Here is an 18051-nt window from a genome sequence, read left to right as displayed (position 1 = left end):
AATGGGGAATGGGGAATGGGGAATGGGGAATGGGGAATGGGGAATGGGGAATAAGGATTTATAATTCTCCTTCTTCATAATCTTCTGAGGTTTCGGTAATAGCTAGTTGACCATCCTGTGCAACCGTAAGTACCTGAATAATTTGGGCTAAATTAGCGATTGTTGGGTACTCCAGCAAATTTTGTAAGGACAATTCCACCGAGAAAATATCGCGGGAACGAGAGACAACTTGAGTCGCCAATAGAGAATGTCCTCCTATTTCAAAGAAATTGTCCTTAATTCCAATCCGTTCTAATCCCAAAACCTCACTCCAGATTTGCACCATTTGAGCTTCAATATCGGTTCGAGGAGAAACAAAGCCTGTGGAAAGACTGATAGAAGCTGTATTAGGTGTGGGCAATACCCGCCGATCTACTTTACCATTGGGGGTCAAGGGCAAAGCGTTGAGCAGGACAAAAGCCTGGGGAACCATATAACTTGGTAGTTTTTGTTGGATAAATTCCCTCACTTGTGGTACTAGCTTCTGAACCAACTTACCGTATAGGGGATTGTTGGTGTAGTCAGTCCAGGGTTTAGCCGTAACTGTCTGATTATCCCAAAAAGCGATCGCTTCATAATCGTCAGGTTCTTCGACTTCGCTCAGGACAGGTTTCGGCGTTGAACCGTTGCGACAGAAAACCGCATCGTATGAACCATTCTGACTGCTTTCCCACCAACTCAGGTGGACTGTATAGCCCAAATCCTGCCCCAGTTGCCAAAACTGCTCAGGATTGATCCCTACTTCCCCCCTTACTAAGGGGGGGCTAGGGGGGGTCTGTTGTCCTAACAGTTGTCGCAGTTGTCCCACCGTCTCGACGGCTGGGGGATTTTCCAACCAGGTCAAAATTTGTAGGGCTGGCTGTACCCGTTGATTCGGTACATCCCTGATCCCCAAACGTTCTGGCTGTTCCGATTTCAGCTTATCTTGCAGTTGAGCGTATGAAAGTTGGTCGAGTTGCCAATTTAGCCAGGTAACTGCCGAATTTTGCACATTGCCACCCAGATGCAGGGTGACATCATAGCGGAATTGGGTTAACTCATTTTCAGCATGACCGCGTTTGGGCTGAATTTCCACCCAAGCAATTTGGGGAAAGTGCTGTTTCAAGGCGATGAAAAATCTGGGATCGATCAGAAGTTCTTCCTCGGCGGCGACACTCTGATGTACCTGTCTTTGCCATTGCTCAAGGGTTTTTTCCGACTCGGCCCGGGCTAACTGTACGGCGGCATGGTATGGCTCTAGCAACGGTAGACTGCGGACATCCCCCAGGAAAATCTGACCGTGATCGCCGATCGCCGCTATTGCTCCTTCTATTACCTGTAACAGATAATCCACACTGGGGAAATACTGGACTACGGAGTTGATCACCACCGTATCAAAGGCTTGGGAGGGGATATTTTCAAAGTTATCTGCCGTTTGGTGTAATAGCCGCACTGTTCCTAGACCTTCAACCGTGCCACATAACCGCTCCAGATTGCGAATAGTAGCCAAGGAATAATCAGCCCCCCAATATTCCTGGCAATGTTGAGCGACACGGAATAGCAGCAACCCACTACCGCAACCAATTTCTAACACTCGCTGCGGTTTCCCTGCCAAAATTCGGCCCACCGTGCTTTCAACCCACTCCCGCATTTCCAGAGCCGGAATAGGTTGCCCGGTATAACTACTATTCCAACCACTAATATTAAAAGTTGGATCATCCGTTGCTGCTTGGGATTGGCTATAGGAATCTTCATAGAGTTTTTGCCAATCACTAACGTACTCGCTCTGCCATTCGGCCAGTTGTTCAGGTAGGACTTGACCCTTGAGGGCCGGAACTAAGTAGGCCACCAGACCTGTATTCATGGCCGTTGTTGAGGAGTGTTCACCATGACTATCAGCCCGGGCGATCACAACTGCTGACTGTACTAAGGGGTGTTGGTTCAAAACCGCTTCAATTTCCCCCAACTCGATCCGAAAGCCGCGGACTTTCACCTGATTGTCGATGCGTCCAATATACTCAATATTCCCATCGGGTAAATATCGGCCTAAATCCCCGGTTTTATATAGTTTACTAGCCCCGGCTTTGACCCCCCCTAGCCCCCCCTTACCAAGGGGGGGAAATTTGCTCTCTAGCCCCTCCTTGGTAAGCGAGGGGAAATTGCTCTCTACCTCCCCCTTGGTAAGATTGCTCTTTAGCCCCCCATTAGTAAGGGGGGGTTGGGGGGGTTCAAAGGAGTCAAGGGGAGAGCCAAAGGGATTAGAAATAAACTTCTCTTGTGTCAATTCCGGGCGATTCAGATAGCCCCGGGCTACCCCCGCCCCACCAATATGCAATTCTCCTGCAACCCCAATTGGCAGGGGCTGTAAGTGCGAGTCTAAAATATAAACCTGGACATTAGCAATCGGACGACCAATGGTAACTTTAGAATCAAAAGCACTACATTTTGCCAGCGTGGCACAGACACTGGCCTCCGTTGGCCCATAGGCGTTAAAGAAGTTTCGTCCCGTTGACCATTGTTTGACCAGTTCGGGATCACAGGCTTCTCCGGCAACAATAATAGTTTGTAAACCAGGTAAATTTTCTAAGGGCAGAACCGCTAAGGCTGACGGTGGGAGAGTAACATGGGTAATGCGATCATCGCGTAATCGCTCCATTAAAGGTGTACCCGGCATCAGAGCGTCTTTAGTTCCCAGATAAAGTGTAGCTCCTGATCCCACAGCCATTAAGATTTCCCAGATACAAGCATCAAAACTGAGGGAAGCAAACTGGAGAACGCGACTATCAGAATTCAAGCTAAAAGCCTGAATTTGAGCCTGAGCTAAGTTATACAAACCTTGATGTTCAACCATCACCCCTTTGGGTTTACCTGTGGAGCCGGAAGTGTAAATCACATTAGCTAAATTAGAAGCTGTTACGGCTGTAGTCAGATTATCCTGGGAATTTTGGCCAATTTCCTCCCAGAGTTCATCTAAAAAAACAGATTTTGCTTGATGTTCTGGTAAGCGATTAATAACTCGCTTTTGGGTCAGTAACAGAGAAACTAAGGCATCTTCGATCACAAATTTTAAGCGCTCGGTGGGATAATCTGGATCGAGAGGTACATAAGCTCCTCCCGCCTTGAGAATACCCAATAATCCCACAATCATTTCTAAAGAACGTTCTACACAAATCCCGACTAAGCTGTCAGTTTCTACTCCTAAAGATTTCAGGTGATGGGCTAATTGATTAGCGCGAATATTCAATTGCTGGTAAGTCAGTTGTTGATTTTCAAATACTACTGCTACGGCATCGGGTGTGAGTTCTGCTTGTTTTTCAAATAGCTGATGAATACAATGATCTTGGGGATATTCGGTTTGAGTATTATTCCAATCAACTAATAACTGTTGCTGTTCAATTTCTGTTAATAAAGGCAATTGGGAAATTTGCTCTTGAGGATTCGCCACAATACCTTCTAACAAGGTAATAAAATGACCCGCCAATCGCTCAATAGTGCTGCGATCAAACAAGTCCGTATTATATTCCCATACACCCCCTAATCCCTTAGCTGTATTCCCGATCGCCAAAGTCAAATCAAACTTGGCTGTAGCATTTTCTATGGGTAAATCACTAACGGTTAACCCGATCATTTCTACTTCAGACCAGGGCGCATTCTGAAGTACAAACGCCACTTGAAATAGCGGTGTATGACTAAGATCTCGTTCGGGTTGTAAGGCTTCTACTAACATTTCAAAGGGCAAATCCTGATGACTATAGGCATCCATCGCCACTTCTCGAACCCGAGTTAGTAATTCGCTAAAACTAGGATTGTCTGATAAATCAGTCCGCAGGACTAAAGTATTAGCAAAAAAGCCAATCAAGCCCTCAATTTCACTGCGATTACGGTTAGCAATGGGTGTCCCCACCAAAATATCTGATTGTCCTGTATAGCGATAAAGCAAGGTATCAAAAGCCGCCAACAGAGTCATAAACAATGTTACTCCTTGTTGCTGACTCAGTTTGATCAGGGACTGGGAGAGTTCCGAGGTCATAGCAAACTCTTGATACGAGCCCACAAAGGTTTGTACTGGTGGTCGGGGTCGGTCTGTGGGTAGGGATAACAGAGCCGGGGCGTTTGTTAACTGTTGTTGCCAGTAACTTAACTGATTTTCTAGTATCTCCCCTTGCAACCACTGTCTTTGCCAAAGGGCGAAATCGGCGTACTGAATCGGTAGGGGAGCTAAGTTAGCTGACTGACCTTGACTGTAGGCGTTGTACAGGGTTGTCAGTTCGTGGATAAATACCCCCATTGACCAACCATCACTGACAATATGGTGCATGAACACTAATAAAAGATGTTCGGTCTCCGATACCACTACTAAGGTGGCTCTGATTAGGGTTTGATTGGCTAGGTCAAAGGGTTGAGTTGCTTGGCTAATTACGAATTGTTCAAGGGTTTCTTGGAGGTGTCGGCCATCGACTATTGCTAATTTCCAATTTGTTTGACTCTGAATAACTTGAGTTGCTTGACCATCAACAGCAATGAAATTAGTGAGTAATACCTGATGGCGATCGCAAATTGCTACCAAACTTTGTTCTAAAGCCGACTGATTTAGAGTTCCTACTAGACGCAAAGCCAGGGGGATATTATATAAAGCACTATGCGGCTGCAACTGATCTAAAAACCATAAACGCTGTTGAGCAAAGGATAGGGGTAATTCCGCATCTTTCGCCCTTGGTAAAATAGGTGTAATTGGTGATAAATTTTCTTGTTTTAATTGTTCAATCAAATGAGCTAGTTCTGCCACTGTCGCCGCCCCAAATAAACTTCTTAAAGGAAGTTCTACTTTAAACAGACTCCGAATTCGGGAAACCAGTTGGGTCGCTAATAGGGAATGGCCCCCAATTTCAAAGAAATTATCATAAATGCCCACAGCATCGACTTTAAGCACCTGTGTCCAAATTTGAGCCAGCATTTCCTCCATCGGATTACGAGGAGCCACATAGCGGTCACGACGGTTACTGTACAAATCCGGTGCCGGGAGAGCCGCCCGATCAACCTTACGGTTCGTGGTCAGGGGCAAGGACTCCATAAACACGAAAGCCTGGGGAACCATATACAGGGGCAAATTACTAGCGAGAAACTGACGGAGTTCACTAATCATCGGTATCCGTTCGGATACCACATAGGCGACTAAATATTTATCTCCTGGGGTATCCTCGCGGATGATCACGCAGGAAATCTGGACATCAATATGTTGGTTTAGTACCGCCTCAATTTCTCCTAACTCAATGCGGAAGCCCCGAATTTTGACCTGATTGTCAATCCGTCCAAAACACTCAATCCGGCCATCGGCTAGATAACGAGCTAAATCCCCCGTCTTATATAAACGATCAAAGGGTGATTTATCAAAGGGATTATTCAGGAATTTTTTCTCGGTTAAATCTGGGCGATTCAAATAACCCCGGGCTAAACGAACTCCGCAAAGGTGCAATTCCCCTTTGACACCAATGGGGACGGGTTGAAGGTTACGATCAAGGATATAAGCCTTAGTATTGGCAATCGGACGACCAATCAGCACCGAATTCATTTTTTCTGACTGCGGATCAAGCAAATCATGGACGATGGCTGTCACCGAAGCCTCCGTGGGGCCATAAACATTCAGACAACTCACCCGGTCGCCGACGAGTCGCTGCCATAGGCTAACGGTTTCTGGTAAAACCGCATCTCCCCCCACCGCCACTAAACGTAAACTGGTGGGCACGGTAGCGAAGCCTTGAGATACCGAGATCGCCCATTCATGCCAATAGGCGGGAGTAATATTCAATAGAGTTAGGCTTTCTTCTTCGATAAAATTGGCAAAATCCGCCAAGGTCGGGAACATTTGAGCGGGTCTTAATACCACCGTTCCACCTTTTAACCAGGTGGGAAAAATTTCCTCTGCTGCTACATCAAAACCAAAGGAGGCAAACTGTAAAACACGATCACGGCTAGTCAGACCAAAGACTTCACTAATCCCCCAACTGTGGTTAACTAATGCCTCGTGAGTCAGCATTACCCCCTTGGGTTTTCCGGTGGAGCCGGAGGTATATAACACACAAAGCAAATTAGACGCGCCATGGCCCCGTAGAGACGTTCCATGGAACGTCTCTACATGGGGATTTTCTTGACTTTGAACAGTCCACACCTCCGATGACCCATCTAGGACAACCACTTCAACTCCTTCTATGGGCAAGGAATTTAGTAACGTTTCCTGAGTCAGCAATACGGAAATCTGGGAGTCTGCACACATATCCGCTAATCGCTGTTGGGGATAATCGGGATCTAAAGGCACATAGGCTCCACCCGCTTTCAGGACGGCTAATAATCCCACAATCACAAATAGCGATCGCTCCAGATAAATACCAACTAATACCTCTGGTTTCACACCAATAGATTGGAGGTAATGAGCTAACTGATTAGCCTGAACATTCAATTGTTGATAGGTTAACTCTTGATCCTCAAAAACAACGGCCACCGCATCGGGGGTAAGTTTAGCCTGGTCTTCAAATAGATGATGAACACATTGATCAAAGGGATAATCAACTTGAGTATTATTCCACTCAATTAATAACTGTTGTTGTTCAATTTCTGTTAGTAAAGGTAACTGGGAAATTTGCTGTTGTGGATTAGCAACAATTGCTTCTAGTAACCTGACAAAATGCCCCGTCATTCGCTCAATAGTGCTGCTATCAAATAAATCGGTATTGTATTCCCATCCCCCTAACAATTGGTGTCCTGTATTTTCAATTCCCAAGGTTAGGTCAAATTTAGCTGTAGCATTTTCCGTGGCTAAAGGGTTAGCAGTTAAACCCGTTAGTTCCAACTGAGATATTGGCCCATTCTGAAGCAGAAAATCCACCTGAAACAAGGGAGCGTGGCTCAGATCCCGTTCTGGCTGTAAGGCTTCCACTAACATTTCAAAGGGTAAATCCTGATGGGCATAAGCAGCGATCGCCATTTCCCGAATCCGAGTTAGTAATTCGCTAAAAGTCGGATTGCCTGATAAATCCGTTCTTAATACTAAGGTATTGACAAAAAAGCCGATTAACCCCTCAAGTTCACTGCGATTACGGTTAGCAATGGGAGTTCCTACTAAAATATCCTCCTGTTCCGTATAACGGTAAAGCAAAATATCAAAAGCGGCTAATAGGGTCATAAATAATGTTACCCCTTGATCCTGACTCAGCTTGATCAGCTTTTGAGTGAGTTCAGAGGAAAGGGAAAACTGTTGATGAGCCCCTGAAAAAGTCTGTACGGCGGGGCGGGGTCGGTCTGTGGGTAGGGATAATAGGGCGGGCGCCCCGGCTAATTGTTTTTGCCAGTAATCTAACTGATTTTGCAGTACCTCTCCCTGAAGCCACTGTCTTTGCCAGAGGGTAAAATCACCATACTGAATCGGTAACGGTTTTAAAGGTGAAGGTAAGTCTTGAATGTATGCGTTATAGAGTGCTGTTAATTCCTGAACAAACACCCCCATTGACCAACCATCAGAAACAATGTGGTGCATACACACTAAAAGAATATGCTCTGTATCTGATAAAACCACCAAAGTTGCTTTGATTAGAGAACCATTCGCTAAGTCAAAAGTTTGAACAGCCTCTTTTTGTGCTAACTCCCGTGCAGCAATTTCCTGTTCACTGCCCGATAAATCCTGCAAGTCAACAACGGCTAATCTCCAATGCGTTGACCTTTGAATAACTTGACTAGCGACACCATCAACGGTAATAAAATTAGTGCGGAGAGCTTCATGGCGATCGCAAATTTCCGCCAAACTTTTGGCCAAAGCCGCTTGATTCAGAGTTCCTTCCAAACGCAAAGCCAAAGGAATATTATAAAAAGAACTATTCGACTCGAACTGATCCAAAAACCAAAGGCGAGTTTGGGCAAAAGATAGGGGGAGTTCGGCATCTGTAGCCCTCGGTAAAATAGGCGGGGCACTCAGTTCTAATTTTTGTTGCTGTAACTGCGAAACAACTTGCGTCAATTGGGCGATTGTTGGGGCGGTAAACAACTCACGCAACGGTAATTCCACTTTCAAAGCCTTGCGGATGCGCGAAACCAATTGAGTTGCGAGTAGGGAGTGTCCCCCCAGTTCAAAGAAATTATCATAAATGCCCAAGCTCGTTTCTACTTTCAGGACTTTTGCCCAAATTTGGGACATAATTTCTTCAATCGGGTTGCGCGGAGCTACATATTTGTCTGGGCTGTGTAAATCAGGAGCAGGTAAGGCCGCGCGATCAACTTTTCCGTTGGTAGTTAGGGGCAAAGACTCCAAGATCACAAAAGCACTAGGTACCATATATTCAGGTAACTGAGCTTTTACAAACTCCCGTAGAGACGTTCCATGGAACGTCTCTACGGCCCCCCCTTGCCGATGGTTTGGGGTTTCTCGGCTCTGCGCCCCCCCTTGATAAGGGGGGGTTGGGGGGGGTTCCGAATGCGGCACTATGTAAGCCACCAGGCGTTTCTCGTTTATCCCATCTTCACGGGCAACCACAACAACCGTTTTAACTTCACTATGTTGACTTAATACCGCTTCAATTTCTCCCAACTCAATTCGGAAACCCCGTATTTTCACCTGATTGTCAATCCGTCCCAAATACTCAATATTCCCGTTAGGTAAATAACGTGCCAAGTCTCCAGTCCGATACAAACGAGAATCTGGATCGGGATTAAACGGATTGGGGATAAACTTTTCCTGTGTTAATTCTGGGCGGTTAAGATAGCCCAGGGCTAATCCCGCACCACCAATTAGTAACTCCCCGGCCACGCCAATGGGTACTGGTTGTAGGTATTGATCCAGAATATAGATTTGAGTATTACTAATGGGTCGGCCAATTAAAACATCGGTAGCCACCGAATCGAACCGATGCAGAGTAACCGCAACCGTCGCTTCTGTTGGCCCGTAAGCATTAAATAATTGGGGTGGATTGGGGAAATGGGCAACACTATCGTACCAATCCTCGACCTTTGACCGTTGAGCTTCTTCTCCCCCAATAATCATCATTCTCAGATGTTGAGGAATACGGGAATCCTGGGGTTTAAGTTCCGCCACCAACTGATGCCAAAAAGCAGTGGTCAGACTCAAAACCGTTAATTTCCAGTCCCGACAACGCTGCCAAAAAACCTGATCATCTTCTAAGATTTCCTCAGTCCGCAGCACCAACCCCGCACCAACTATCAGACAGGAAAATATCTCCTTAACTGATACATCAAAACAGATAGAAGCAAATTGCAGAATCCGATCATTGGGTTTTAAACCGTATTTTCGACTGACAGTTAGGACAAAATTAATCAGCGACCGATGTTCAATCATCACCCCTTTGGGTGTACCCGTCGAACCCGATGTATAGATAATATAGGCGAGGTGATGGGGCTGAACTTCGGTAATCGGGTTATCTGTAATCTGTTCGGCAATTCTTGACCAGTCCCTATCCAAACAGATTGTTTTTTCAACTTCTGGTAAGTGAAGCAATAGTCTTTCTTGAGTCAGTAAAATCCTGAGTTGAGTATCTTCGAGAATATAAGCGATACGCTCTTGGGGATAATTCGGATCAATCGGAATATAGGCTCCACCCGCTTTGAGAATTGCCAATATTCCCACAATCATTTCTAGGGAACGTTCCACACAAATTCCCACCAAACTATCAACTTTTACCCCCAAAGACCGTAAATAATAGCCTAATTGGTTAGCGCGACTATTCAACTCACTGTATGTCAGTTGTTGAGCTTCAAAACTTACGGCTACAGCATCGGGTGTGAGTTTTACCTGTTTTTCAAATAACTGATGAATCAATAAATCTTGAGGATAATCAACTTGAGTATTATTCCACTCAATTAATAATTGCTGACGCTCACGTTCCGCCAATAATGGTAACTGGGAAATAGGTTGTTTAGGATTGGCAATAATTCCTTCTAATAAATTAATAAAATGCCCCGACAATCGCTCAATTGTGCTATGATTAAACAAATCCGTATTATATTCCCAGATTCCGATTATTCCTGCACCTGGCGGATTTCCAGGACTGGTTTCCTCCATTCCCAAACTTAAATCAAATTTAGCCGTTCTACTTTCTAGGGGATAGGGGCTAACCGTTAATCCCCTTAATTCCAAAGCAGATAAAGGATTATTCTGGAGGCTAAACATAACCTGAAATAGAGGATTGTGGCTCAGATTCCGTTCCGGCTGCAAGGCTTCTACTAACATTTCAAAGGGCAAATTCTGATGGGCATAAGCATCCATCGCCATTTCTCGAACTCGTTTCAATAACTCCTGAAAGCTAGGATTCCCTGAAAGATCGGTACGCAATACCAAAGTATTAACAAAAAAGCCGATTAAGCCTTCTAATTCCCGTTGCTCCCGATTAGCAATAGGAGAACCCACCAGAATATCTTCTTGACCTGTATAGCGGTAAAGCAGAATATCAAAAGCGGTCAAGAGGGTCATAAATAAAGTCACCCCCTGTTTTTGACTCATTTGAGTGAGGGCTTGGGTCAGTTCCGGGGAAAGGGAAAATTCGTGGCGAGAACCCTTTAAACCCGGCACTGCCGATCTGGGCCTATCCGTTGGCAGAGGTAACAAAGTCGGAGCATTAGCCAGTTGTTGCCGCCAATAACTCAATTGTTGATCGAGTACCTCCCCCTGTAACCAGTCTATGAGCCAAAGGGCGAAGTCGGCATACTGAATCTCTAGCGGAGCCAGAGGTGAGGGTAAACCTTGGGAATAAGCATTATAAAGAGCCGTTAATTCCTGAATAAAAATACCCATTGACCAGCCGTCACTGACGACGTGGTGCATACAGATCAATAACAGATGTTCGTCGGGTGATAGTTTGACTAAACTAGCCCGGATTAAGGGATCTTTGGCTAGATCAAAAGGTTGTGCCGCCTGATTTGTGATCCACTCCTGACTCCTTTGTTTTTGCTGATTCTCTGTGGTCAGCTTTGTTGAAATACTGGGTAACTCTTGCCCATCTACCTGAGTTATTTTCCAAGGAATCTGACTATGAATAACCTGTCTAGGCTCGCCATCAATCACAATAAAATTAGTCCGTAGAACTTCGTGACGCTGAATAATTTCCCCTAAGCTTTGTTCTAGGGCTTGGTGATCAAGTTTTCCTTCTAGGTGTAGGGCTAAAGGAATATTGTACAGAGAACTATTCGGGTCTAATTGGTCTAAGAACCATAAACGTTGTTGAGGATATGATAGGGGGAGTTCGTCAAAGCTCATCGTTTTCTTCTGGGTAGGATCGGTGGAGTCTTTAAAATAGTTGGGTCTGAACCTTCTTGCTGCAACTGGGTGATCGATCCTGCCAAATCAGCTAAGGTCGTCGAGTTAAACAAAGTCCGTAGGGTGAGCTTCACCTTGAGAAGCTCACCGATACGCGAAACTACTTGGGTCGCTAGAAGGGAATGTCCTCCCAGTTCAAAGAAGTTGTCCTGGATACCGACCTGTTCTACTTTCAGAACTTCTTGCCAAATTTGTGCTAGGGTCTGCTCTATGGGAGTGCGGGGGGGGATAAAATTGTCTGTCCGTTCATTAGGTAGATGGGTTGTAGGTAAATTGCGGCGATCAACTTTGCCGCTGGGGGTCAAGGGTAAAGACTCCAAAAAAACGATCGCATTTGGGATCATGTAATCAGGTAGCCTTTCCTTGAGAAAACTGCGTAATTCACTGACGGAGGGCGATTCTCCTGATAGGGGTACGACGTAAGCAACCAAGCGTTGATCTTGATCTTCGGGCACCGTGACCACGCATTCCCAGACCATCGGATGTTGTGCCAGTAAAGCCTCGATTTCTCCCAATTCAATCCGAAATCCCCGAATCTTCACTTGATTGTCAATGCGTCCCAAGTATTTTAATTCACCATTGGGCAGATAACAAGCTAAATCTCCGGTTTTGTATAACCTAGATTCTGCCAGTTCGGAACTAAAAGGATCACGGATAAACCGTTCCGCCGTCAGTTCAGGACGATTCAGATAACCACGAGTTACCCCCGCCCCGCCAACGTATATTTCCCCTGGAATACCAACGGGTACAGGTTGCAAATACCGATCCAATAGATAAACCTGTAAGTCGGAAATCGGACGTCCAATCACACTGGCGGTGCTTTGCAAATCCGCTTGAGTCAGGGGACGATAGGTGACGTGGACGGTGGTTTCCGTAATCCCGTACATATTCACTAACTGCGGATGTCGATCGCCGTGTCGTTCAAACCAGGGCTGTAAACCCTTTATTTCTAAGGCTTCTCCCCCAAAAATCACCAAACGCAACCTTAAATCATCTTCCATTCCCTGCTCCCCTGCTCCCTCTGCTCCCCCTGCTCCCTCTGCCCCCCTGCTCCCCATTCCCTGTTCCAGTTGAATTAACTGACGGAAGGCGGAAGGGGTTTGATTAAGAATTGTTACTTGCTCTTGACATAACAACTGATAAAAGGATTCGGGCGATCGCGTCACCCAATAAGGCACAATTACCAATCGTCCACCATAAAGTAAGGCTCCCCATATTTCCCAAACTGAGAAATCGAAGGCGTAGGAGTGAAATAACGTCCAAACATCTTGGTTATTAAAGTGATAGCAAGATTCCGTTGCTTTGAACAAACGGACAACCTGAGCATGACTGACTAAAACTCCTTTGGGTTTACCCGTAGAACCGGAAGTATAGATCACATAAGCCAGATTACTCGCCTTAACTGCATTTTCCAAATTAGAGTCACTTTTTTGAGCAATTTTTCCCCAATCTTTATCCAAACAAATAATCTCTGGGATGGGTGTCTTGTCCGTCATCGAATGTTTAGGAATAGACTCTAGTAATTGCTCCTGAGTTAATAAAATCGCAAGTTGGGCATCTTCGACCATGAAGTTTAAACGGTCACTGGGATAGGCGGGATCAAGCGGTACATAAGCTCCTCCAGCTTTGAGGATGCCTAAAATAGCTACAATCATCAGAGGCGATCGCTCGACAGAAAGACCAACCAAGCTATCAGCTTTTACTCCTAAAGATTGCAAATAATGGGCTAGTTGGTTAGCACGGATATTTAATTCACGATAGGTTAATAGTTGATCTTCAAATACCACAGCGATCGCATCGGGTGTAAGTTTAACCTGTTCTTCAAATAACTGATGAATACAATGATCTTGGGAATAATCAACTTGAGTATTATTCCAATCAATTAATAATTGGCGTTGTTCAATTTCTGTTAATAAAGGTAGCTGGGAGATTCGTTGCTTAGGATTGGCGATAATACCTTCCAATAGAGTAACAAAATGTCCTGTCATGCGTTCAATTGTGGAAGCATCGAACAAGTCAGTATTGTATTCCCAAACTCCGACTAATCCCTGATTAGTGTTATCTAATGATAGGGTCAAATCAAACTTAGCCGTAGCATTTTCCCTCGGTAAATAACTCATTGTTAAACCCGTCATTTCTAGGGCGGATTCCGTGGCATTCTGAAGCGCAAACATTACCTGAAATAGCGGTGTATAGCTAAGATCCCGTTGGGGTTGCAATGCTTCTACTAGCATTTCAAAGGGTAAATCTTGATGGGAATAGGCTGCGATCGCCACTTCTCGAAGGCGAATTAATAACTGCTCAAAACTGGGATTACCCGAAAGATCAACCCGCAAAACTAAGGTATTAACAAAGAAGCCGATTAAGCCTTCAATTTCCCTGCGATTACGGTTAGCAATAGGACAGCCAACTACAATATCTTCCTGGTCAGTATAGCGGTACAACAGCGTATCAAAAGCAGCCAACAGGGTCATAAACAGTGTTACCCCCTGCCCACGACTTAGGTGGTTTAATTTTTGGCTTAACTCCGTCGAAAGGGCGAACTCTTGATGTAACCCACGGAAGCTCTGCATTGCCGGACGAGGGCGGTCTGTGGGCAGCGATAATAAAGCGGGGGCGTCTGTGAGTTGCTTTTGCCAATAATTAAGTTGAGTTTGCAGGACTTCTCCTTGTAGCCACTGTCTTTGCCAAATAGCGAAATCCGCGTACTGAATATCTAAGTTATTTAAAGGAGAAAGCAACCCTTGGCAATAGGCATTATACAGAGTGGCTAACTCCGCCCCCAATACTCCCCCTGACCAACCATCGCTGATAATATGGTGCATGGAAATCAGCAACACCTTTTCTGTTTCCGACAACACGACTAAAGTTGTTCTTAGTAGGGAATCTTCTGCTAAATTAAAGGGTTGAATGGCTTGCTGTAGGGCAAAATCCTGAACAGCTTTTTCCCTTTCCGTTGTTGGTAAATAGCTCAAATCCACCAGTGATAATATCGGGCTTTTTTCTCCTAATTTTGATTCGGGTTGAATAACTTGAATTGGTTGTCCATCAACAGTAATAAAGTTAGTCCGTAGTACCTCATGGCGACGAATTATTTCTCCTAAACTTTGTTCTAATGCTTCAAGATTGAGAGTTCCTTCTAAACGGAGGGCAAGGGGAACATTATATAAAGCGCTGTTCGGCTCAAATTGATCTAAAAACCAGAGTCTAGTTTGGGCGAAAGATAGGGGAAGTTCGGCATTTTGGGGTCGGGGTAAAATGGGGATTTCAACCAGAGAAGATCCCAGGGAAGAAGTTAATTCTAATTCCTTCCCTGATGTTATTTGAAGTGTTTGTTGCTGTTTTAACTGTTTAATTAATTGCCCTAATTCAGCTATAGTTGGAGCCGTAAAAAGATGACGCAGGGGTAATTCCACTTGAAAATTAGAACGAATCCGCGACACCAGTTGTGTTGCTAATAACGAGTGACCTCCCAGGTCAAAAAAGTTATCGTGAATGCCAATTTTTTCTACTTTTAGTATCTGTATCCAAACTTCAGTTAACATTTCCTCAATAGCATTCCGTGCAGCCACATATTCATCTGTTTTTTGACTCTGTAAATCAGGAATAGGTAGGACACGGCGATCTACTTTTCCATTAGGAGTTAGGGGCAAAGATTCCAGAATCACAAAGGCATTGGGAATCATGTAATCTGGCAGTTTTGTCTTGAGAAATTGCCGTAATTCACTCACCATTGAGTTACTGATGGAAGTCGAAATATCTCCTTCTAGCTTGGGTACAATGTAAGCAACAAGTAATTGATTTCCCGGATGATCTTCCCGCACAATCACACAGGCAGTTTGCACTTCATCTGGTTGATTTAATACGGCTTCAATTTCTCCTAATTCAATCCGAAATCCCCGAATTTTTACCTGATGATCAATACGTCCTAAATATTCAATGTTTCCATCAGGTAAATAGCGGGCTAAGTCCCCAGTTTTGTAAAGTCTAGCCTCAGAATCGGGACTAAAAGGATTGGAAACAAATTTCTCTTGGGTTAATTCAGGACGGTTAAGATAGCCTCGCGCTAATCCTGCACCACCAATATGCAATTCCCCTGCTACACCAACGGGAACAGGTTGTAGATAGGGGTCAAGTAGATAGATTTTGCTATGGGGTAGGGGACGACCTAAAGGAACGGTTTGACTGGGATAGAAACTGTTAGCTTCTGGATCAGAATTTACATCAAAGGTTAATACTCCCACTGTCGTTTCTGTGGGCCCGTAATGGTTAAAAACTCGGCATTGGGGAGCATGAATTGACAGTTTTTCAATTAAATTCCAATTAGCAGCTTCTCCCCCTAAAATTAATCGTTGCCAGGGTAATTGAGTGTGAGATTGAGCCGAGGATAGGAGAGCAGTTAAATGGGAAGGAACAATTTTGAGATAATCAAGGGAATTTTCTTGGCAATAGGTGAGAAATGCTTGGGAATCTGAGGCTGTTTCTGTGGAGAGAATATGTAGAGAACCGCCATTAGTTAAACAGGGAAAGATCACTGTATTCCCTAAATCCGCCGCCAAAGTAGAGGCTAAAGCGTATTGACCTTCTGGTTCGGGGAGAAGTTTTTCTTGAATAGCCTGTACATAGTTGATTAATTGTCGGTGTTCAACGGCTACACCTTTAGGTTGCCCGGTAGAACCGGAGGTAAAAATTACATAAACTAAATTCTGGGGTTCGGCAATATTTTCTAAATTTTTTGTTTCTAAATGGGCAACTTTTTGCCAATCTGTATCCAGACAAACAACGGTAATAGCTGGTTCTCCTATGCTTTGTAGCCGGGAATGTTGGGTTAATAGAATTTTAGCCTGGGTATCTTTAAGCATGAAACTAACACGCTCGGTGGGGATATCAGGATCAATCGGTATGTATGCTCCACCTGCTTTGAGAATGCCCAACAATCCCACTATCATTTCTAAAGAACGTTCTACACAAATCCCGACTAAATCATCATTTCCGACTCCTAAAGATTGCAAATAATAGGCTAACTGATTAGCACGACTATTCAGTTCAGTGTATGTTAATTGTTGACCTTCAAACACTAAGGCTACATGATCAGGAGTCCGTTTAACCTGTTCTTCAAATAACTGATGAATACATTGATCCTGGCGATAGTTAACTTGAATATTATTCTCGGTTTCTAATAACTGCTGTGCTTCAGTTTTTGTTAGAATTGGTATCTGGGAAATTGGCTGTTTAGGATTAGTCACAATGCCTTCAAGCAAGGTGACAAAATGCCCGGATAGGCGGGCAATTGTAGTAGCCTCAAATAAGTCAGTATTGTATTGCCAACAGAGTTGGAAAACTTCCTCAGCTTCCATTACCATTAAATTCAAGTCTAAGTCTGCACCTCTTTGAAGTCCGAGGGGATAGTGAATCATATCCAATAAAGATTCAGACCTATTTTGTGACTGCCAAGTAAAACCTAATTGCCAAGTAAAACCCACTTGACACAAAGGAGAATAACCTGGATATTGCGGTTTCTGAAGTTTTCCTACTAATAAAGAAAAAGGATAATATTGATGTCTCTGGGCTGCTTTTACCATAAGACCCACTTGAGTAATTAATTGTTCAAAGGTGGTGTTTTCCTCTAGGGAAGTTCGCAGGATGACACGGTTAACAAAATATCCAATAGACCCTTGAAAATCTCTCCCACTCCGACCTCTCATGGGAGTTGCTACTAGGATATCTTTTTGATTGCTATAGCGGTAAATTAATACATAGAATGCTGTTAGTAGAAGATTATAAAGACTGATTCCATAAACTAGAGCTAGATGATTGATTTTGTCAATCAATACTTGATCTAACTTCAGAATATGGGTAGTTCCTTGATAGGTTTTTACGGGTGGACGAGGTTTGTCTGTGGGCAAATTCAAAACTGGCAATTCCCCGGCTAATTTTTCCTGCCAGTATTGCCAAAGTTTTTCTCCCTTTGCACTAGACAGCATTTCTAACTGCCAGTTAACAAATTCTATATAGGATTTGTAAGAATTATTTTTTTTCAAAGCAGATTCACTGAACGCAGTCTGCCCTTGACTAACTTTTTTGATCTCAAAGGCATAGGCAGATTGAAATTCACAAATCAGTAAATCAGCAGTCCGTAAATCCCCGGTAATGTGGTGCAGTGTTAGGAGGAAAATGTGTTCTTTTACTGTTCGAGTAAATAAATTAATTCTGATAACTGAATCGGTTTCTAAGTTAAAAGGTCGGTCGGTTTCAGCAAATATTTTTTCTTTTAATTGATCTTCACTCCAACAGGAGGCATCGGTTATCTGAACATTAAATGGCTGTTGCTGATTAATTTGCTGCCTCGGTTTACCTTCATGAACAGTATAGACAGTTCTAAGAATAGAATGGCGTTGAACAATCTGATTCCAGACATCGATAAAAGTATTAATATCTAAATTTGAATTAATTTTTACTGTAATAAATATATTATAAGCAACGCTCTCTGGAGCCATTTGGTAGATAAACCACATAGCTTTTTGACCCATGGAAAGTGGGTAACTTTTTTCGGCAGTTTCGTTCATCTGGGCTTCCTTAGAATTGTTACGGACACACAGCAGCAGGACATCCCTCCAAAATTTTGATCGGAAACTTGCTATGATCACTTGTGCCGTGGCTTGATCTGTTAATTATCCCTACCACTTATATACCATTCTTAGAGAATACTAGCAATTGAATTA

Annotated in this window: 2 protein-coding genes; both read right to left on the bottom strand. The window is 44.0% G+C overall.

Going from position 1 to position 18051, the window contains the following annotated elements; translation table 11 throughout:
• Positions 1 to 58 precede the first annotated feature (58 nt).
• Positions 59 to 11269: a non-ribosomal peptide synthetase gene (locus PL11201_RS26065; protein WP_144017750.1), complete on the bottom strand. Its 11211-nt coding sequence runs from the start codon at positions 11267 to 11269 to the stop codon at positions 59 to 61.
• Complete coding sequence (locus PL11201_RS26060; protein ID WP_144017749.1) at positions 11266 to 17895, bottom strand: non-ribosomal peptide synthetase; 6630 nt, start codon at positions 17893 to 17895, stop codon at positions 11266 to 11268. Before PL11201_RS26060 ends, PL11201_RS26065 begins: the two co-directional genes overlap by 4 nt.
• Positions 17896 to 18051 lie beyond the last annotated feature (156 nt).

Origin of the sequence: Planktothrix sp. PCC 11201, from assembly GCF_900009135.1 — a bacterium.
In the GTDB taxonomy this organism is placed as follows: domain Bacteria; phylum Cyanobacteriota; class Cyanobacteriia; order Cyanobacteriales; family Microcoleaceae; genus Planktothrix.
This window is presented reverse-complemented; position numbering and strand designations above follow the sequence as displayed.

What these genes read in the sequence shown, in the direction of transcription:
- PL11201_RS26065 (WP_144017750.1), bottom strand. Translation starts at nt 11,269, where the DNA reads ATGAGCTTTGACGAACTCCCCCTATCATATCCTCAACAACGTTTATGG.
- PL11201_RS26060 (WP_144017749.1), bottom strand. Translation starts at nt 17,895, where the DNA reads ATGAACGAAACTGCCGAAAAAAGTTACCCACTTTCCATGGGTCAAAAA.